This window comes from Marinobacter antarcticus, from assembly GCF_900142385.1.
Lineage (GTDB): Bacteria > Pseudomonadota > Gammaproteobacteria > Pseudomonadales > Oleiphilaceae > Marinobacter > Marinobacter antarcticus.
In genome coordinates this window covers 122,929-141,098 of the sequence record NZ_FRAQ01000004.1, presented here as the reverse complement: position 1 = coordinate 141,098, position 18,170 = coordinate 122,929, and the positions used below count along the sequence as shown (strand labels likewise).

At 53.7% G+C, this 18,170-nt stretch carries 20 protein-coding genes and 1 tRNA gene; 10 read left to right on the top strand and 11 right to left on the bottom strand.

Annotation, left to right across the window (positions count from 1 at the left end):
• Positions 1 to 47 precede the first annotated feature (47 nt).
• The 3 genes from BUA49_RS15985 to BUA49_RS15975 are packed head-to-tail and all read left to right on the top strand — an operon-like array spanning position 48 to position 3,215.
• The gene (locus BUA49_RS15985; RefSeq protein ID WP_228704523.1) at positions 48 to 749 is read left to right on the top strand and encodes an ATP-dependent zinc protease family protein; all 702 of its coding nucleotides are present in this window, start codon (positions 48 to 50) and stop codon (positions 747 to 749) included.
• Positions 749 to 2,266, top strand: a complete 1,518-nt coding sequence (locus BUA49_RS15980) for an inactive transglutaminase family protein (protein WP_072799393.1) — start codon at positions 749 to 751, stop codon at positions 2,264 to 2,266. The genes BUA49_RS15985 and BUA49_RS15980 overlap by 1 nt, the downstream gene beginning before the upstream one ends.
• A gap of 1 nt (position 2,267) precedes the next feature.
• Positions 2,268 to 3,215: an alpha-L-glutamate ligase-like protein gene (locus tag BUA49_RS15975; protein WP_072799391.1), complete on the top strand. Its 948-nt coding sequence runs from the start codon at positions 2,268 to 2,270 to the stop codon at positions 3,213 to 3,215.
• 95 nt (positions 3,216 to 3,310) lie between these two features.
• Here BUA49_RS15975 and BUA49_RS15970 read toward each other — a convergent pair whose 3' ends face one another.
• Positions 3,311 to 4,903, bottom strand: a complete 1,593-nt coding sequence (locus BUA49_RS15970) for a BCCT family transporter (protein WP_072799389.1) — start codon at positions 4,901 to 4,903, stop codon at positions 3,311 to 3,313.
• 270 nt (positions 4,904 to 5,173) lie between these two features.
• Between BUA49_RS15970 and BUA49_RS15965 the strand changes: the two genes are divergently transcribed.
• The 6 genes from BUA49_RS15965 to BUA49_RS15940 all read left to right on the top strand — a co-directional run bounded on the left by BUA49_RS15965 (position 5,174) and on the right by BUA49_RS15940 (position 8,977).
• Positions 5,174 to 6,817 carry an FMN-binding glutamate synthase family protein gene (locus BUA49_RS15965; RefSeq protein WP_072799388.1) on the top strand — a complete coding sequence of 548 codons (1,644 nt, stop codon included), beginning with the start codon at positions 5,174 to 5,176 and terminating at the stop codon, positions 6,815 to 6,817.
• A 148-nt stretch (positions 6,818 to 6,965) separates the two neighbouring features.
• Positions 6,966 to 7,042, top strand: a tRNA-Pro gene (locus BUA49_RS15955).
• Between the two features lie 150 nt (positions 7,043 to 7,192).
• The gene (locus BUA49_RS18110) at positions 7,193 to 7,420 is read left to right on the top strand and encodes a hypothetical protein (RefSeq protein ID WP_228704522.1); all 228 of its coding nucleotides are present in this window, start codon (positions 7,193 to 7,195) and stop codon (positions 7,418 to 7,420) included.
• The gene (locus BUA49_RS18105; RefSeq protein WP_228704526.1) at positions 7,420 to 7,572 is read left to right on the top strand and encodes a hypothetical protein; all 153 of its coding nucleotides are present in this window, start codon (positions 7,420 to 7,422) and stop codon (positions 7,570 to 7,572) included. Before BUA49_RS18110 ends, BUA49_RS18105 begins: the two co-directional genes overlap by 1 nt.
• A complete protein-coding gene (locus BUA49_RS18100; RefSeq protein WP_267283720.1) occupies positions 7,569 to 7,841 on the top strand; it encodes a hypothetical protein in 273 nt (90 codons plus the stop codon). The genes BUA49_RS18105 and BUA49_RS18100 overlap by 4 nt, the downstream gene beginning before the upstream one ends.
• Positions 7,838 to 8,977: an alpha/beta hydrolase gene (locus BUA49_RS15940; protein WP_084063608.1), complete on the top strand. Its 1,140-nt coding sequence runs from the start codon at positions 7,838 to 7,840 to the stop codon at positions 8,975 to 8,977. The genes BUA49_RS18100 and BUA49_RS15940 overlap by 4 nt, the downstream gene beginning before the upstream one ends.
• A gap of 50 nt (positions 8,978 to 9,027) precedes the next feature.
• Here the strand turns inward: BUA49_RS15940 and BUA49_RS15935 are convergent, their stop codons facing one another.
• The 9 genes from BUA49_RS15935 to BUA49_RS15895 all read right to left on the bottom strand — a co-directional run bounded on the left by BUA49_RS15935 (position 9,028) and on the right by BUA49_RS15895 (position 16,469).
• Positions 9,028 to 9,381, bottom strand: coding sequence for a RidA family protein (locus tag BUA49_RS15935; protein ID WP_072799381.1), 354 nt, complete (start codon positions 9,379 to 9,381; stop codon positions 9,028 to 9,030).
• A 50-nt stretch (positions 9,382 to 9,431) separates the two neighbouring features.
• Positions 9,432 to 10,469 (bottom strand): histone deacetylase family protein, encoded by a 1,038-nt coding sequence (locus BUA49_RS15930; protein WP_072799379.1) that lies wholly within the window; start codon positions 10,467 to 10,469, stop codon positions 9,432 to 9,434.
• 10 nt (positions 10,470 to 10,479) lie between these two features.
• The gene (locus BUA49_RS15925) at positions 10,480 to 11,265 is read right to left on the bottom strand and encodes an amino acid ABC transporter ATP-binding protein (RefSeq protein ID WP_323807527.1); all 786 of its coding nucleotides are present in this window, start codon (positions 11,263 to 11,265) and stop codon (positions 10,480 to 10,482) included.
• Between the two features lie 37 nt (positions 11,266 to 11,302).
• Positions 11,303 to 11,956 carry an amino acid ABC transporter permease gene (locus BUA49_RS15920; protein ID WP_072799377.1) on the bottom strand — a complete coding sequence of 218 codons (654 nt, stop codon included), beginning with the start codon at positions 11,954 to 11,956 and terminating at the stop codon, positions 11,303 to 11,305.
• 12 nt (positions 11,957 to 11,968) lie between these two features.
• Positions 11,969 to 12,625, bottom strand: coding sequence for an amino acid ABC transporter permease (locus BUA49_RS15915; protein WP_072799376.1), 657 nt, complete (start codon positions 12,623 to 12,625; stop codon positions 11,969 to 11,971).
• Between the two features lie 106 nt (positions 12,626 to 12,731).
• On the bottom strand, positions 12,732 to 13,535 hold the full coding sequence (locus tag BUA49_RS15910; protein ID WP_072799374.1) for a transporter substrate-binding domain-containing protein: 804 nt from the start codon (positions 13,533 to 13,535) through the stop codon (positions 12,732 to 12,734).
• 261 nt (positions 13,536 to 13,796) lie between these two features.
• On the bottom strand, positions 13,797 to 14,444 hold the full coding sequence (locus tag BUA49_RS15905) for a 3-oxoacid CoA-transferase subunit B (RefSeq protein WP_139248806.1): 648 nt from the start codon (positions 14,442 to 14,444) through the stop codon (positions 13,797 to 13,799).
• On the bottom strand, positions 14,431 to 15,126 hold the full coding sequence (locus BUA49_RS15900) for a CoA transferase subunit A (RefSeq protein ID WP_072799373.1): 696 nt from the start codon (positions 15,124 to 15,126) through the stop codon (positions 14,431 to 14,433). The genes BUA49_RS15905 and BUA49_RS15900 overlap by 14 nt, the downstream gene beginning before the upstream one ends.
• The gene (locus BUA49_RS15895; protein WP_072799371.1) at positions 15,123 to 16,469 is read right to left on the bottom strand and encodes an aminotransferase family protein; all 1,347 of its coding nucleotides are present in this window, start codon (positions 16,467 to 16,469) and stop codon (positions 15,123 to 15,125) included. The genes BUA49_RS15900 and BUA49_RS15895 overlap by 4 nt, the downstream gene beginning before the upstream one ends.
• A 154-nt stretch (positions 16,470 to 16,623) precedes the next feature.
• On the opposite strand from BUA49_RS15895, the gene BUA49_RS15890 reads away from it, so the two are divergent.
• Positions 16,624 to 17,550: a LysR family transcriptional regulator gene (locus BUA49_RS15890; RefSeq protein WP_072799533.1), complete on the top strand. Its 927-nt coding sequence runs from the start codon at positions 16,624 to 16,626 to the stop codon at positions 17,548 to 17,550.
• 55 nt (positions 17,551 to 17,605) lie between these two features.
• On the opposite strand, the gene BUA49_RS15885 is transcribed toward BUA49_RS15890, so the two are convergent.
• Complete coding sequence (locus BUA49_RS15885) at positions 17,606 to 18,085, bottom strand: GNAT family N-acetyltransferase (protein WP_072799369.1); 480 nt, start codon at positions 18,083 to 18,085, stop codon at positions 17,606 to 17,608.
• Positions 18,086 to 18,170 lie beyond the last annotated feature (85 nt).

Below are 18,170 nucleotides of genomic sequence, written 5' to 3'. Positions count from 1 at the left end.
TTGCAGGCACTGTTCTGCTGACGGGATGCTCGGCAGACAGATATTTCATGGTTCCTAAAGCCGGCCTGGGCGAACTGAACACTTCAGTTCAAAGCCAGCGTGCGACACTGGTAACCATGGAGAACAACGCAACGGTTCGCCATGAGAAGGTTCTCGAACACAACGAAGCAGCCACTCAGAAAGTGCTGGATGCTATTGCAACCCAGGTTGCCAAGCCTTCCTGCCCTCCTGTGCAGGAGCAGAAAGCCTGCCCTGCAGCTGATAAAACAAAAGGCAGGACTGACCGGCTTAAAGGGAAGGTAATTGTTGGCGAGGTTGAAAACTTTTACCTGGCAGGTCCTGGGCTGATCTACAAAGCGCGCATTGATAGCGGGGCGGAAACCTCTTCTATCGACGCGCGCAACATCACCCGCTTTGAGCGCGATGGAAGTAACTGGGTTCGCTTTGATGTACCCGTACCTGGTGCAGACGACTTCATAACCCTTGAGAAGGAAATTTCACGGCGCGTAAAAGTAATCCAGGCCAGCGCAGACGGTGCAGAACGGCGTGTGGTTGTGGAGCTTCAGTTCTCAATCGGCGATCATCAACAGGTGGCTGAATTTACCTTGGCAGACAGAAGTAACCTGACCTATCAGGCTCTCATTGGCCGTAACGTACTCCGGGATGTGATGCTGATTGATGTCGGCAAGGAATACGCCACGGAACTGCCCGAATCGCTCCAGACCGACAATGACAACGGGGAAAAATAGTGACTACCCCCTCCCGCCTGCCGTTTTATATTGCTGTTTTCCTGCTCATTTCTGCGGGAATTTCACTTGCCGTATGGCGGCACATAGAGCTTGGGATTCCCTGGCTAACCGGTGATCAGCGCCCGGTCTGGATGGTGGAAGCCCGGGTTGATTTTGATGGCGCAAATGAACCCGTTGTGGCGAGCCTGAAGGTTCCCGAACAGCCGCCCGGGTTCCGGATTCTTACAGAACAGGCCGCTTCTCCGGGTTATGGCTTTTCGATTATTGATAAATCCGGTAGTCGGCGTGCAGAGTGGACAAAGCGTGAAGTATCCGGCCCGCAAACCTTGTACTTCAAAGCGCAGTTCATACCCGACCCGAGTGCTGAACCTACGCCACCGTCCGAACCGCCAAAGACCCAAAGACTCTTCTGGGAAGAGCCCCAAGCAACGGCTGTTCGAGAAATTCTGGCTCAGGCTAAGGCACGCTCCAGTACACCTGAGAGCATGACGCGGGAACTGATTCGGCTGATGCAGCCAGATACACGCGTTCAGAACACGACTCTGTTGGTTGCCGAGGAAAATTATCTGCAATTGCTGGTCGACATGCTGAACCACTCAGGAATTCCAGCCCGGACCGCTGACGGCCTGAAGCTTGAAGACGCTCGCAGGCGCCAACAATTGACACCTTTCCTGCAGATCTACAACGGGGAACAATGGCTAACGCTTAATCCGAAAACCGCTGCCCAAGGCGTACCGGAAGACCTCCTGCTCTGGCGACAGGGATCGGAGTCATTGCTTGATGTCGTTGGGGGCGGCAATTCCGAGGTCAGCTTCTCAATGCTCCGGCAAACCATACCAGCCCTGCAGCTGGCAGCCATGCAATCTGATGGAAATGGCCTGGGTTTTCTGAGCTTCTATGAACTTCCCATTGAAGAACAAAGCATGTTCCGCATGCTTCTTCTGCTGCCACTCGGGGCGCTCGTGGTTGCATTCATGCGTATTGTGATCGGCATTCGCACTTCAGGCACCTTCATGCCGGTGCTAATTGCCGTTGCCTTTGTTCAAACAACTTTGATACCCGGCCTTATTGCCTTCCTGTCAGTGGTTGCCATTGGCCTGACGATGCGGGGATATCTCTCAAGCCTGAACCTTCTGCTGGTATCCCGTATATCAGCACTGATCATTCTGGTCATTTTTATTACCGCAGGTCTCAGCATCTTTGGTTATCAGATGGGCTTCAATACCGGCATGACTGTAACCTTCTTCCCGATGGTCATCATCGCCTGGACCATTGAGCGCATGTCCATTCTCTGGGAAGAAGAGGGTGGACAGGAAGTTCTGGTGCAGGGTTCCGGCAGCCTTTTCGTAGCTATCTGTGCCTATTTACTGATGAGCGCACCCTTGGCGGGCCACCTGACATTCAACTTCCCCGAGCTGCACCTTGCGATTCTGGGAGTGATTCTTCTGATGGGCCAATACACCGGCTACAAGCTCAGCGAGCTTAGACGTTTTACGCCAATGAAGGTCTACGACTGATATGGACTGGATCTCCCCGCGCTCGCTGAACCGGCTGGGCATGCTGAACATGAACCGGCGCAACGTGGACTATATCGCGCGTTATAACGAGCGCTCGTCCTATCCGCTGGTAGACAACAAGCTCAAAACGAAGCTGGTTGTTGCAGAGTATGGTGTTAAAACCCCGAAACTCCTGCAGGTTGTAAAGCAACAGCACGAGATTTCCCACTTCAGGGAAATGGCTGAGGGGCTCGTGGGCTTTGCCATCAAGCCTGCAAAGGGCTCTGGCGGCAAAGGCATTACCGTGATCACCGGCCGGGATGAGGATTCCTTTATCAAAGCATCCGGAGCCCGTGTGGGTACACCCGTGCTGGAACGGCACCTGACCAACATTCTTGCCGGGCTCTACTCTCTGGCAGGAACCCCGGACGTTGCCATCGTTGAAGACCTGGTGGAATCAGCGCCATCATTGGCTCGTTATTCCCACCAGGGTGTTCCTGATATTCGGATTATCGTATTTCGGGGGTATCCGGTTATGGCCATGCTGCGGCTTGCAACCACCGCATCGGATGGCAAGGCCAACTTGCACCAGGGTGCTGTAGGTGTAGGTCTTGATATTGGCACGGGTAAAAGCCTCAACGCGGTTCAGTTTAACCGGCCAATTACGCTTCATCCGGATACTGGTCTGGCCCTGCAAAACATCGATATTGAGGACTGGGAAGAGATGCTCGAAATGGCATCGCGCTGCTACGAGGCAACCGGCTTGGGTTATATGGGCGTAGACCTTGTCGTCGATGCCCATCAAGGCCCACTGCTGCTCGAGCTCAACGCGCGACCGGGCCTTGCCATCCAGATGGCAAATGGCCGCGGTCTGCTGCCAAGGTTACGCGCGGTTGAAAGCCTCAAGCGCCCTCACTTTACACCCAGAGAGCGTGCAAACTATGCGATGGAGACCTTTGCGAGTCTCTGAGCTGCAAGCAAAATTCGCTTTGAGCTTTTTGCTTTTCTGAATGATGAGCATAAAAAAACCGGAGCCAAAGCTCCGGTTTTTTTATGCATCGTTGCTTACGTCATCTCGCCCCTGGAGATCAGCAACTTACGCTCATGGGTCAGGCCTTTCAGCAACCCCCATGTCATCACCAGAAGAATAGCTGTAAAGGGCAGACCCGCCATGATCGCGGTTGCCTGAATCGCTCCGAGGGCGTCTTCACCACCACCAAAAATCAGAGCTGCGGCAATCGCGCCTTCCATGACTACCCAGAAAACACGCTGGGCAGTGGGCGCATCCGTCTTACCACCAGCGGTGATGCTATCGATAACCAGCGACCCGGAATCCGAGGAGGTTACGAAGAACACCAGCACCAGAATAATGCCAACGAACGAAATAACCTCGGTCAGCGGCAGATTGGCGAACATCTGGAACATGGCCAGCGACACATCTGTGAGGCCATTCTTGGCAAGCTCGCCAATACCATTCTGAATCTGCTCCAGTGCTGAGCCACCAAAGGCACTCATCCAAACCACGCTTATCACAGTAGGAACGATCAGAACCGCTGTAATGAACTCCCGAACGGTACGTCCCTTGGACACACGAGCGATAAACATGCCTACGAACGGTGACCAGGAGATCCACCATGCCCAGTAGAACACAGTCCAACCCTGGAACCAGGCCTCATCTTCACGACCAAACGGGTTGCTCAGGGGAATGATGTTGCCGACATAGCTGGATGAAGTAACCCATAAGGTTTCCAGAATTTTCATAGTCGGACCGGCGAAAATGATAAAGAGCAGCAGAAGGCCCGCCAGTGCCATGTTGATGTTACTCAGCACCTTCACGCCGCCGTCCAGGCCACGGAGCACCGATACCAGAGCAACCGCACTCACGCCAACGATGATCGCCATCTGCACATTGGTTCCAGCGCCCGTATCAAACAGGTAATTCATGCCAGCGGCCGCCTGTTGAGCACCGAAACCGAGGGATGTCGCCAGACCGAAAATAGTCGCAACCACCGCAAGAATATCAATGATATGTCCAGGCCAGCCCCAGACTTTATCCTTAAGCAGTGGGAAGAAAGCCGAACGAATAGTCAGCGGCATACCCTTGTTGAACGAAAAGAACGCTAATGAGAGCGCTACAATGGCGTAGATCGCCCAGGGATGAAGACCCCAGTGGTAAATGGTCGCGCCCATGGCGAGATCGGCTGCCGCCGGGGTGTTTGCCTCAACGTTGAACGGCGTTTCGTACCAACCGGTGAAATACGCAGTCGGCTCCGCAACTGCCCAGAACATCAGACCAATCCCCATACCCGCTGCGAACAGCATGGAAAACCAGGAAATAGTGGAGAAATCCGGCTTGGCATCCATACCGCCAAGGCGAATCTTACCCACTGGCATTACGATCAATGCAAAGCAAACCACCACAAAAATGTTCGCACTGAGCAGGAAAAACCAGTCAAATGTAGCAATAATATCCCACTTCGCCCCGTCCAGAAGCGATTTCGCCTCTGCGGGGAACATGAGAGTTCCCACTACAAATAGCACAACCAGTATTGCCGTAATCGGAAATACCGGTGCGTGGAGATCCAGCCCGAACGGATTGATATTGTCCTGGCCGGCCACGTAATCCGTTTGATATTCGTCTTTAACTACGTCGCCCACGTGTTGGCGCCTCCTGATTCTGAATTTAGTACCGAAAACCCTTCATGATCTGGATTCAAACATTGCAGGCGCGCCATAATAATGTTTTGAGTTCAAAACATCAAAGACACTATATTTCTGGGATTCAATCTCAAGAATAGACCAAAATCTAAGCGCTGAAGGATAAAAAACCGATCAATCGGATATCAGTTAGTCGTCGTAACGATATACTTCGCAGCAGTAGATTTATCAACGCCACCCATAGATTTTACGGAGCCACACGAGATATTCATGGAGAAAACAACCACTTTCCCGATGCGCTACTCAGCCTACGTTACAAGCATTACAGGCTTTATTGTTTCACTGGCGCTCAGCCTGCACTTTGAGACGGGGTATCTTTTCCCTGGCATATTCGGTGCTTTGGTCATTCTTGGCACCTACGACATACTGCAGAGAAAGCACACGATCAGCCGCAACTACCCCATCATGGTGCACTTCCGCTACCTGTTTGAATCAATAGGACCTGAGATTCGACAATACTTTATCCAGTCAGATACAGAAGAACAGCCCTTCTCCAGAGAACAGCGCACCATCATTTACCAGCGCGCCAAAAACGCGCTGGACAAGCGCCCCTTCGGCTCGCAACTGGGAATGTACGAAGAAGGTTTTGAGTGGATAAACCACTCACTAAAACCCTCAAAAATTGCAGACAGCAACTTTCGCATTCAGATCGGCTCACGCTGCGCCAAACCCTATAGCGCAAGCGTTTTCAACATTTCCGCCATGAGTTTCGGGTCCCTTTCTGCCAACGCCATTCTCAGCCTGAATACAGGCGCCAAGATGGGCGACTTCTATCACGACACGGGAGAGGGCTCTATATCGCGCTATCACAGGCAACCAGGAGGCGATCTGGTTTGGGAAATAGGCTCGGGCTACTTCGGCTGCCGGAACAAAGATGGCTCATTCAACCCCGAAATGTTCGAGAAAAATGCCACGCTTGATCAGGTAAAAATGATAGAGGTCAAACTATCTCAGGGTGCAAAGCCCGGCCATGGCGGCATCCTCCCTGGCGCCAAGGTAACACCGGAAATTGCCGAAGCCCGTGGCGTATCCGTAGGCGAAGACTGCGTCTCCCCCGCGCAGCACTCAGCCTTTTCAACTCCCATTGAATTGCTTGAGTTTCTGGACCAGCTCCGCGATCTGTCCGGAGGCAAACCGGTAGGATTCAAGCTGGCTATCGGCCATCCCTGGGAGTGGTTTGCCATAGTTAAAGCCATGCTTGAAACCGGACGCAAACCAGACTTTATTGTTATAGATGGCGGCGAAGGTGGCACCGGCGCAGCGCCACTGGAATTCATCAACCGTATTGGCACGCCGATGACAGAAGCACTGCTGCTTGTACACAACACTCTAGTAGGCACCAATCTCAGAGAAGATATCTCCATCGGCGCCGCCGGCAAAATAACCTCTGCCTTTAATATTGCGCGCACGCTTGCTCTGGGTGCTGACTGGTGCAACGCGGCCCGCGGCTACATGTTTTCACTGGGCTGCATTCAGGCTCTGAACTGCCATACCGGCCGCTGCCCCAGCGGTGTTGCCACTCAGGACCCCAGAAGAAGCAGCAAACTTGACGTGAAAGACAAAAGCGAGAGGGTGTACAACTTCCACAAAAACACCCTGGAGGCCCTGCAAAACCTGCTGGAAGCATCAGGCCTGCGCCATCCTGGTGAGCTGGGGCCTGAGCACATAATACGCCGGGTATCGAAAACAGAGGTACACTCTTACAATGACCTGTTCCCCTTTCTGGCTCCCGGCGCGCTGCTTGAGGGCAAAACCGGCATGGCGGTCTTCGACAAATACTGGGCGGAATCTCAACCGTATAGCTTTGATCCGCCAAAGTTTGTTCAGCAACTCAGAGAAACAAAGCTTCGCTAAAAATCCGGGAGCGAATCCCACAATGCCTGTTTATTTTTGATCTGGGCTAGTGTAGACTTCGCTCCCGCTAAGCCACTGAGATTCCTCTTTAAGTCTCTTTGGCCAATGCCTTCAAAGTCCGGCTTTGAAAAGGCAGTAATTAGCAAATCGGGGCGTAGCGCAGCTTGGTAGCGCACTTGCATGGGGTGCAAGGGGTCGAAGGTTCAAATCCTTCCGTCCCGACCATATTTCAATGATTTAGGGTACATCTTCGGATGTGCCCTTTTTCGTTTCTGGCTGGGTAGAAGGTGGGACGCACAAAGCAATCTTATGAATGTCCTGTTCTGAGACGGTTTATACTTGCATACAAAGACCAATCCGTCAGGAGGCAGCCACATGAGTCATGAAGCAAAGCCAGAGGAACGCTCACGCATCATCAACGCCCTTGTCGGCGGCTGGGTTGCGGACGCAGCCAGTCTTGGCTTGCACTGGCTGTACGACAGTCAACGCATTCATGAGGTTGGCGGCCTGTCACCGGAATTTATGGCGCCGACGACATGCAACTATCAGCGGTCTCAAAACTGCCACCACTGGTTGCGAGCTATGGCGGTAAAAGCAATCTGATGGAGATGACAGAAGCGGCTGTTCGGGTGACCAATCACAACGACGAAGCGGTGGCATGGGCCCGCTGTGCCGCGCAACTTCTGGACCATCTGCTCCGGGGGCTGGCGACACTTATGGACGTACCTGTTATCTGCCCGAAGCCATGCCGGTGATCTTTCATATCCTGAGCCATGCCCGTAGCTTTACCGAAGCCGTTCGTGCCAATATTTATTGTGAAGGAGATTCCTGCGGGCGGGTCTGGATCATCGGGCCGGCGATGGAAGCCCTGTTCGGCGTTGGTGGAGAGCGCGGCATTCCCCTGAGCTGGCTGGCCCGGGTAACCGATGCTCCTGCTATCCTTACAGATATTGAGACGCTGGTTAACCAAACATGGGCAGCTAACCCGCGAGCTGCCGTAAAACCACGCAAGGATTGCACATGATTTTTGGAATCGCCTGGTTCGCAATGATGTGGTTTGGCCTGGTAATGGTCGCACTGTTGGCTTTAGTGGTGTTTGTCCTGCGCCGGAAACACGATGCCGGTGATGAACGCAAAACGACCACCCCCCAGCAACAAAGCGAGGCTCGCCAACAAGTGCTTGAAAAGGTCAAGGGCATGCATACAGCGGTTGAAGGCCTCCGTGGCCGGGCTCGGGTAAAGGCCCTGCGACGCCACATGGATAGCATGAGCGACGGCCTGGAACTCGCCTCCGAAATCCGCCCCTCTGCAAACGGCGCGCCCAAGGGGGAATGGGTGATTGCACCCGGATCAGACCCCAACCGCCGGATTCTCTACATTCACGGCGGTTCCTGGGTCGCCGGCAGCCCCAAAAGTCATCGCACTATCACGGACCGGCTGTCGAGATTGGCCCACGCCTGCGTATTCGCCATTGACTACAGGCTAATGCCGGAAAATCGCTATCTGGACGGAATTATCGACTGCCAGCAGGCTTACCGTTGGTTGCTTGACAATGGCCCGGACGAAAAGACGCCGGCCGATTTTGTAGTGGTCGCCGGGGACTCCGCCGGCGGCAGTCACACCCTGGGGCTGATTGCCTGGATACGAGACCAGGGTCTGCAAACACCGAATGCCGCTATTGCCCTGTCGCCCTCTACCGAGCTCATGCTCACGTCGCTCGGCAGCCGGGCCAACCTGAAGACCGATGCCATGCTGGGGCCAACTGTTGAGAAACTGGCGCGCATACCCCTGCCGCTGCTGTGGTGGGGAACGATTCTGGGCATGCGGGTATTGCCCACCAGCCCAACGGTCTCACCCCTGCGAGGAGACCTCCACAACCTCCCGCCAACACTGATTCACGTCAGTGAATCGGAGCTACTGCTGGAAAACGCCAAACGGTATGTAGCAAAAGCACAGGCGGCTGGCTCACCGGTGGAAGTGGAAACCTGGCCCGACATGGTTCATGTGTGGCACCTGTTTACGCCACTGTTACCGGAGGCGGAAGAGGCGTTCGAGCATATAGGGGAATTTCTGGCGAGGGTGGAGCTGGGAGTGCCCTACGAGATCCAGCGTTACGAGCGTGACCCCAAAACCATGCTACCGGAGGGCGGCGTGCGTTAGCACGTCCGCCGACACGACTTGTTACGCTTTTACCGTTTGATAGTGGTGAATCAAGCGGGAATGGCGGCAATGACCATCATTTCCACTTTCCATTCCGGTTTGGCCAGGTTGCCTGTGACACAGGCACGAGCCGGGGTGCGTCCTGGTGTTACCCAGGCATCCCAGGCCATGTTCATTTCCTGAAACTCGGCCATGTCGGTTACCCAGATGGTTGCAGACAAAATGTGGGATTTATCGGTCCCGGCCTTGGCCAGCAGTTGATCAATGCCTTGCAGGATCTGTTCAGTCTGTCCTTGCATACCGGCACTGGCGTCATGCGCTACCTGGCCTGCGAGATAGGCCGTGTTGCCGTGTATGACGATCTGACTCATGCGTTGGTTGCTATCAATGTAACGATCACTCATAAAACACACTCTTTCTAGTTGTCGTTGAAAAAAACGGGAAGCCCGCACCATTAACCACGATGAAAGCCCTGCAAGAAGGCGGTGAGATTATCACCGAGGCTGTCCGTTGGATAGCCACCCTCCTGAACAATCACTTTCGGGCCTTTGACCTGAGCCAGGCGCTGGCCAATGCGGTAAAAATCCTCGGTTTCCAGCGTCATCCCGGCCAGCGGGTCATCCTTATGGGCGTCGAGCCCGAGTGCAATGACGATGGCCTGAGGCTGGAATTCAGCAAGGGCTGACAACAGGCGCGACAAGGCCTGTAAAAATTCAATGCCATTGGCACCAAGTGGCAGAGGCATATTGCGGTTATACCCCTTGCCATCACCCTCCCCCACTTCATCCGACGCACCCCAGTAAAAAGGGTAGTAATCCGCAGGGTCGACGTGCACTGATCCAGTCCAGACGTCGCTTCGTTGCCAAAAAATGTCCTGAGTTCCGTTGCCGTGATGCACATCGACATCAACGATGGCTACGCGCTCGTAGCGCTCACGCAATACGGTGGCGGCCAGAGCCGAGTTGTTCAGGAAGCAGAAGCCACCTCCCCGTTCCGGCCCGGCATGGTGGCCCGGCGGTCGACAAAGAGCGTAGCTCGCAACCTCGCCTTGCAGTATGGCATCGGCTGCTGCCTGGGCGGTTGTTGCACTGGCGAGAATGCCGGTATAGCTACCTTCATCCATCGGGCACGCCATATCATGCATGTGCCAGCCTGCCTGGCCGACTATGTGGCGTGGGTAAAAACGGGCATGACCACAAGGATGTACATTGGGAGTAACCACACCAGATGTACCAGGCAAGGCTCGCCAACGCTCCACCGCGATTTCAAGGAAGGTAAGATAGCGAGGGGTATGAATACGCTTCAGCCGGTCCAGGAGGAGCGTATCCCCGGCAAGGGGTGGCAGCAGAACCAGACTGGCACTGGTGGCATCAATCGCCGCTTTCAGGTGCTCGGAGCGAACCGGTTGCTCTGGTGAGGGCGCAGGTTGGCCGCGAAGAAAAAAGTGCTTGGGCGCGTGAAGCTTTTGCGCCTCATGGTAAAAACATTTCACGGTTCACCGCCTAGTGATTATCGCCAAGGTGTTTGCGCAGGAAGTGGCAGGTGCGCTCCTGATCCGGATTGCTGAACAGCTTCTCCGGGGTGCATTCTTCAACGACGACCCCTTCGTCCATAAACATGGCCCAGTCCGACACATCGCGCGCAAAGGTCATCTCGTGTGTCACGATCAACATGGTCATATGTTCTTCTGCCAAGCCGCGCATTACCCGGTTAACTTCTTCGACAAGCTCCGGATCCAGGGCTGAAGTCGCCTCGTCAAACAGCATCACCTTGGGCTGCATCGCCAGCGCCCGGGCAATGGCCACCCGTTGCTTTTGGCCGCCCGACAAATGGTTGGGAAATACCGCGGCTTTTTCAGCAAGGCCAACCCGGTCAAGCAATTCCATGCCCAATTCCCGGGCAATGTGTTTATCCATGCCTTTCAGCTTGCGTGGCCCCAGGGTGACATTGTCGATCGTGGACAGATGAGGAAAGAGATTAAAGTGTTGAAACACCATACCCATGTTCTGGCGGATGTGGTTGATGTGCCGTTCAAATATAAGACCGTTCATATCGGGCCGGTTCACCCGGACGCCGTCGAGAAGAATCTCACCCTGGTCAATCACCTCCAGGTGGTTCACCGAGCGTAACAGAGTGCTCTTGCCAGAACCGGAAGGACCAATGATGGATACGATCTTTCCGCGATTCACCGTCAGGTCGATGCCTTTTAAAACTTCCAGATCGCCAAAACGCTTGTGCACATTGCGGATTTCGACCATCGGAGTGTCGGTTTGATGCTCAGTGCTCATGGGCTCTACCGCCTTTTATACTGTTATAAATTGGGGTTTAGCGACGATAGGCCGTCTGCCGCTCCAGCCAGGCCTGGCCTAGCTCCATAAAGATGTTGATCACGTAATACAGCAGGGCGATAACGATGAAAAACTCGAATGGCCGGAACGTTACGCTGATCGCATACTGGGAGGCATACACCACCTCAGCCACACCAATGGCGGATAAGACCGACGTATCTTTCACCATCAGGATCATATTGTTGCCCAGTTGCGGGATCGCGCGAATAAAGGCCTGTGGCACAATGATGTAGAAAATGGTGGCACCATGCCCAAAGCCGAGCGACCGTGAAGCTTCATACTGACCGTCGGACACTGACTTGATGGTGGCAATGAATATGTCGGCATTGTAGGCCATGTAGTGAAAACCCAGCCCAAGAATGCCAACCAGGATGGCGGGAATCAGAATCCACTCGCCGAGGCCAAAATACAAAAAGTAGAGTTGCAACAGCAGTGGCGTCGTCATGAACAGCCAGATAAAAAACCGCAATGGCCAGCTCAGAACCTTATTGATATAAACAGAGATCACCGCCACCACCAGCCCACCCACAACCGACATGAATGCAACGACGATGGCCACCAGAGAACCCACACCAAGGCCTTTCAGCAAGGTAGGGAAATAGGTTATTACCGGACCGAAATCAAATTCCATCTCTGCGTCCTTTTATTGGGTTGTGTAGCGCGTCGCGCGACGATAGGCCAGTTCGATAATACCCATCACCGCGTAAACAATGACGATGTACATCAGCGCACTGAGGGTGAAAATCTCCAGCGGCTTGTAGGTCGAACCAATCAACCGCTGAGACTGATAAGTCAACTCAACCACCGAGATGATGGAAACCAGAGAGGAGTTTTTCACCAGTACAATGGCCAACACCCCGACCGACCGAATCATCAGTGCTGCGGCTTGCGGCAATATGATAGACACCATCGTTTGTACCTTGCCAAATCCCACTGATCTGGCGGCTTCTGTCTGACCATTATCTACAGACTCGATGGAGCCGCGAATCGCTTCGCTCATATAGGCGCCAATATTGAAAGCGCCCACGAAGATCCCACAAGTAATGGGGTCAAGCCTGAAGCCAATGCTGGGACCGCCATAAAACACCAGCAACAATTGGACGAAATAGGGTGTCCCGCGAACCACACTGATATAGCCTCGGGCAAACCAGCGGATGGGTGCAAAGCGAAAAGACTGCAAGAACACCAGTCCACAGGCGACGAAGAATCCAAAGAACATTGAACGGGCAGAAACATCGATCGTGACCCAGGCTGCCTTTAGCAACAGGGGCGTGACCTCGACCATCAAGTTGAAATCCATGGTCTTACCTTTTTTGCTGTTGTCGGTGATACAACGTTCGACGTGTTGACCGAGGGGAGAGCCTTAAAGCGCAGGCTGCAACTGGCTCCCCCCTTGCCCACAGCCTTTACTCGATGTTGGCACCCTCGCCAATCCACTTGTCGACAATGGCCTGGTAAGTACCATCAGCCTTGATTTCTGCCAGGGCAGTATTCAGCGCTTTAAGCAGTTCAGGCTTGTTCTTTTGAATGGAAATGGCGGCAGGCCAGCGTGGCAGTTCACCCACGTCTACCATCTTGATGTCGGGTGCGTTTTCCTGCATGGCAACCAGCACGGGCACGTCATCGGCGATCATGAGATCGATGCGGCCTGTGGTCAGGCCATTCATCATGCTAGGCAGGCCCTGAAAGGTCTGGTTACGCCACTTGCCTTCGCCATTTTCCACCGCCCACTGGTTACCGGTTTCACCCAGAGTGGATCCGACAGTCTTGCCAGCAAAGTCGTCGATGCTGTTAATATCGTCGGTGCTGCCTTGTACCCAAACCGACAGACCGGCGCTGTAGTAAGGGTCGGAAAAGTCAACCGCCTGCCGGCGTTCTTCTGTGTCGCTCATGCTGCAAATGCAGGCATCAAAACGGCCACCGACCATGGCGGCGATAATGCCGTTCCAGGGAGATGACTGCACGTTAACCTCTACGCCCATCTTTTCAGCCAGAGCCTCGGCAATATCAACATCAAAGCCAACCAGGTTGCCCTGGGTGTCGACAAAACTGAAGGGAGGGTAAGCACCGGAGTTGACCACCTGAAATACGTCGCCACGAATTTCATCCAGTTCACGCGCCTGTGTCGGCATGGCGACCATGGCCGCTGCACTTGTGACTATTGCTGCGACAGCCAGAGATTGAGATAACTTTTTAGTAAGCGCCTTCATATTCTTCTTCCTGTTCAGACCTTTCTATAAAGCAATGCACACATTGATGCATCGCACCTCTTCACACTGGTTTTAACCACCTTGCTTGTTGCTATGGCCACCTCCTGTGCGTTTACTCCTGATTCATGCAGCGACCGTGCCAGCGGCACCAGCCAGAAGAACACCCGTGCGACCGGGGCATCAGGGTCCGGCCTGATGCACGCGTCTTGTGCGCATTACCCGGCATCCGACCGGTAATGGGCAAAATTCCATTGAAATACATCATGACTCTGCCTCCCCGATCGCAAAGGTTAGCTCCGCTTCGGTCCGGGCCTGCAAATCAGCGTCGCTGATCTCGACCAGTTTTTCGCGCACCACCAGACCTTGCGGGGTAATGTCCATTACAGCCAGGTCGGATACTATGCGGCTGACGCAGGCTTTGGCTGTCAAAGGCAGGCGGCAAGACGTCAGGATCTTGGGTCGCCCGTGTTTGTCGGTATGGGTCGTCAGCACGACGATGCGGGGCGTCTTTTGTGCCAGCTCCATGGCACCACCAATCCCGGGCGAAAATTTTCCCGGGATTTTCCAGTTGGCAAGGTTGCCGAGCGCGTCGACTTCGAAGGCGCCAATCATGGTTAAATCCAGCCGGGCGCGACGAATTATTGCGAAAGAGACAGCACTATCGAACAGGCTGGCCCCTTCCCGAAGGGAAACATAGGCACCAGCGGCATCAATGAGAAAGGGGTCCATTGCCTCTGGCAGACTCTGCTTCCAGGCACCGAGAATGCCGTTCTCTGAATGAATCTGTACATCGAAGTCGTCCGGCAGGTAATGGATAACCTGCGTTGGCAAACCAATGCCCAGATTGACAATGCTGCCCGGGGTGATTTCATTCACCGCCCGGCTCAAAATGCGTTCAACGGCGGACATGATGTTCCAGGATCCCGTATTCAGAGGTGAGTGATTCCAGCGGTACAATGCTGTCGACAAAAGCACCCGGCGTATGCACCTGTTCCGGCTTGAATCGGCCCGGCTCACCGAGATCCGGCGTTTCGACAATGACGTGGTTCGCAGCCATGGCCATCAGCGGGCTGAAATTGATAGCCGAACCCTGATACACCAGATTGCCGATCCAGTCCGCCTGAGCGGCATGAATGAGAGCATAGTCAGCCGGCAACGCCATCTCGACCTTGTAAGTCTGACCTTGCCAGTCGAGCAGATCTTCCGGCCGGGTAATCTCGGAATCAATGCCGATGTCGGTGAGGAAACCAAAGCTTCCGGCACCGGCGGTGCGAATCTTTTCGGCCAGAATGCCCTGGGGATGAAACGCGACCTCGAGATCGCCTTGATTCATCAGCTCAATCACGCGTTTGTTCAGGCCAATGTGCGTGGTGATCAACTTGCGCACCTGGCCATTCTCGATCAGCCGGCTCAAACCATGACCGGGTTCATTAGCATCGTTCTTGATAAGGGTCAGACCGGTCTGTCCCTGGCGTACCAGTTCGTTGATCAGGCTGAACGGCGTGCCCGGATTGCCAAAGCCACCGACCATGACCACAGCCCCGGAAGGAATGGCGGCGATGGCATTTTCCAGTCTTTGATTCTTTTTCATGAACAAACCTCCTGCTCCAGCTCCAGCGCCACCTGTTCGAAGGCAGCCAGGCTGTTATCCAGCAGGGCGATTATGTCGTCAATGTCCGCAGCGGTGACGGTCAACGGCGGCGTAATCAACACATGATCACCCTCCAGGCCGTTCAGGCAACGCCTCGGATAAATCAGCAGGCCACGGACCTTGGCCAGAGCGGTGAGCTTGTCGAAGGCATTGAACGATGCCGGGAACGGTTGCTTGCTGGCTTTGTCCTGCACCAGTTCCACCCCCTGCAACAAACCGACGCCTCGCACATTACCAATGCAGTCATACTTAAGAGCCAGCTGGTCGAGTTGCTGACGAAGATAGGCACCCTGCTTTACCGCATTGCTGACCAGCTGTTCCGAGTCCATCACACCAATGACAGCAAGGCCCGTGGCACAGGCCAAAGGGTTGCCGGCGTAGGTATGACCGTGCATGAAACCACCACTGCGACTCACCTCGTCAACCAGCTCCTGACGCGCCATCATGGCCGCGACGGGGTAGTAGCCAGAACCAAGCCCTTTGGCCAGCGCCATAATGTCGGGCGCAACACCAAAATGCTGGTAGGCAAACCAGGCGCCAGTGCGGCCCATGCCGCTGAGCACTTCGTCCATGATCAATAGGCAACCGTAGCGGTCACACAAAGCCCGCAACCCTTCCATATAGGCCTTTGTGACCATGCGCCCCCCGGTGCTGGCACCGCCAACCGGCTCCAGCGCCAGGGCGGCAATGGTCTCCGGGCCCGCCGCCAGAAAGGCGTTTTCGGTCTGTTCCAGCACCAATGCAATGTGTTCTTCAACACTGGTTTCCTGGTAACGGTATAAGTCCGGCGAGGGCACCTTGACCGAGCCAATAGTTATCGAGCGATACGGTGCCTCCAGGGGTTCGTATCCGGTTAGCCCCAGTGCCCCCATGGTACTGCCATGATACGAAGGGCGTAGCGACACAAACTTGCTACGCTCTGGCTGCCCTTTGGCAACAAAATACTGAACCGCCAGTTTGATCGCGCTCTCGACCGCTTCTGAACCACTGCCGACAAAGAAGACTTTATCCAGCTCACCGTCGGTCAGACCGACCAGGCGGTTTGCCAGGTCCAGCGCGACCTGGCTTTCGAACTGGGTGCGATAGCTGAAAGCAACCTTATCAAGTTGCTCAACCATGGCGCGTTTTACGGTGGGGTGGTTGTGGCCAACGTTACAGGTGATGGCACCGGAACAGGCATCGATGTAACGCCGACCTGTGGTGTCCCAGATATAAATGCCATCGGCATGGCTGACAAGCGGCATGTCATTACTGGTCAGGTAGAACAAAGCATTGCTGGACATGGCGCCTAACATCCTCAGACACAAAGTGGTGTTTTTTTGATCACTATTAATTAATAGAACAGCTATTAATTAATTTCAATGCATAATGTTTTTTCATTATTTAATGACTTATGCTCATGTTCCAGCTTATAAAACCGTCTTTGAGGCCAGCCATATGAGCGATATAAACATTAACTCTCTGAAATCTTTGATTATTTTCAAAACGCTTTATGAGACCGGCACCGCGACACGGACGGCAAGGGATTTGGGCATTACCCAGTCTGGCGTCAGTCGATCTCTGGCGCAGTTGGAAGAAAATATTGGAATTCCGCTGTTCATGCGGCACAAGAAGCGGCTAATTATTCTGCCTGAGGCCGATGAGCTCTATGGTGAGATTCTTGGTTTGCTGAGCAACCTGGAGAACATGAAGCACAGCATTGTGGCACTGCGAGAATTTGGCGCTTCGCGCATACGCATCGCCTCAGCACCGGCTCTGGGCTTTGCCTATGTCCCCAAAACCATCGCCCGCATTCTTAGCGACAACCCCAAATACAATGTCTATCTGGACATCATGCCCAGCCCGGAAGTGGTGCGTGCGGTTGAAGCAGGTTATTTCGATGTCGGATTTGTCACTCTTCCGGTGAACAGTCAGGCACTCGTGGTTGATGAGTTGATCTCAACCGAAGCCGTGTGTCTGATTCCCAAAAACCACAGCCTGGCCAAAGCCAGTGTGATCTCAATAGAAGATCTGAAAGGACAGCATCTGGTCATACCCAACCAGCCCAATCTGGCAGCCGACCAACTCCTGCTGCATTTGTCGCAGAAAAACATACCAATTGCCGGTAAAACCGAAGCCAACATCGCGGCCATTTGCTCACTGGTCGCCAACGGTGTCGGCATCACCCTGATCAACCCCATCACAGCCTACGACCACCAGGTAACCCGCGATGACCTGCTAATAAAGCCGTTCACGCCAGCCTTTAACTATCGTTTTGGGCTGGTGTACAAGCAGAAATGGGCTAACAACCGGTTAATCGGCTTGCTCAAGGAAATGGTACCGGAGTTGCCGGATTACCTCGTGGCCCAACGCACCCACTCCTGAGTGACACGAGGCATGCCAATCAAGGTCGGGGACAAACGACAACAATGTGTTAGCTTCAGGACTCAGCCAAAGAAAGTAACTCGGAACCCGTTAACTGATAACCAATCCATTCATCTTTTGGTTTAGCACCAAGTGATTTATAAAATTTGATAGCCGTTTCGTTCCAATCAAGCACGCTCCACTCAAGCCTTCCACACCGATTATCCAAAGCAATTTTGGCCAAATGCTTCAGAATAAACTTTCCTGCACCACTACCTCGCTCCGTATGCGTTACATACAAGTCTTCAAGATAGAGACCATGCTTTCCTAACCAGGTTGAATAATTAAAATAGTAAACAGCGAAACCAATTGGCTCACCCTGTTTCTCACAAATGACCGCTTTTGTAGAAGAATCTTTAGCAAAGATCGAATTCTCAATAGACGACTCAGTAGCGAGGACTTGGTGTTCAGCTTTTTGATATTTGGCTAACTCTTTAACAAACTTCAGAATTAAACCTGAGTCATCTTTATTTGCTTCTCGTATTACAACTGACATTGACACTCCTTGTAGAAACTAACGCTTCGATCAGCTAGCGCTGCAATATATGCTGCCTGGTAGCCTTTATCGCCAACAGGCGCGA

Coding starts and splice junctions, on each gene's coding strand:
- BUA49_RS15985 (WP_228704523.1), top strand. CDS start 48: ATGGTTCCTAAAGCCGGCCTGGGCGAACTGAACACTTCAGTTCAAAGC.
- BUA49_RS15975 (WP_072799391.1), top strand. CDS start 2,268: ATGGACTGGATCTCCCCGCGCTCGCTGAACCGGCTGGGCATGCTGAAC.
- BUA49_RS15965 (WP_072799388.1), top strand. CDS start 5,174: ATGGAGAAAACAACCACTTTCCCGATGCGCTACTCAGCCTACGTTACA.
- BUA49_RS18110 (WP_228704522.1), top strand. CDS start 7,193: ATGAGTCATGAAGCAAAGCCAGAGGAACGCTCACGCATCATCAACGCC.
- BUA49_RS18105 (WP_228704526.1), top strand. CDS start 7,420: ATGGAGATGACAGAAGCGGCTGTTCGGGTGACCAATCACAACGACGAA.
- BUA49_RS15940 (WP_084063608.1), top strand. CDS start 7,838: ATGATTTTTGGAATCGCCTGGTTCGCAATGATGTGGTTTGGCCTGGTA.
- BUA49_RS15935 (WP_072799381.1), bottom strand. CDS start 9,381: ATGAGTGATCGTTACATTGATAGCAACCAACGCATGAGTCAGATCGTC.
- BUA49_RS15925 (WP_323807527.1), bottom strand. CDS start 11,265: ATGAGCACTGAGCATCAAACCGACACTCCGATGGTCGAAATCCGCAAT.
- BUA49_RS15920 (WP_072799377.1), bottom strand. CDS start 11,956: ATGGAATTTGATTTCGGTCCGGTAATAACCTATTTCCCTACCTTGCTG.
- BUA49_RS15915 (WP_072799376.1), bottom strand. CDS start 12,625: ATGGATTTCAACTTGATGGTCGAGGTCACGCCCCTGTTGCTAAAGGCA.
- BUA49_RS15910 (WP_072799374.1), bottom strand. CDS start 13,535: ATGAAGGCGCTTACTAAAAAGTTATCTCAATCTCTGGCTGTCGCAGCA.
- BUA49_RS15905 (WP_139248806.1), bottom strand. CDS start 14,444: ATGTCCGCCGTTGAACGCATTTTGAGCCGGGCGGTGAATGAAATCACC.
- BUA49_RS15900 (WP_072799373.1), bottom strand. CDS start 15,126: ATGAAAAAGAATCAAAGACTGGAAAATGCCATCGCCGCCATTCCTTCC.
- BUA49_RS15895 (WP_072799371.1), bottom strand. CDS start 16,469: ATGTCCAGCAATGCTTTGTTCTACCTGACCAGTAATGACATGCCGCTT.
- BUA49_RS15890 (WP_072799533.1), top strand. CDS start 16,624: ATGAGCGATATAAACATTAACTCTCTGAAATCTTTGATTATTTTCAAA.
- BUA49_RS15885 (WP_072799369.1), bottom strand. CDS start 18,085: ATGTCAGTTGTAATACGAGAAGCAAATAAAGATGACTCAGGTTTAATT.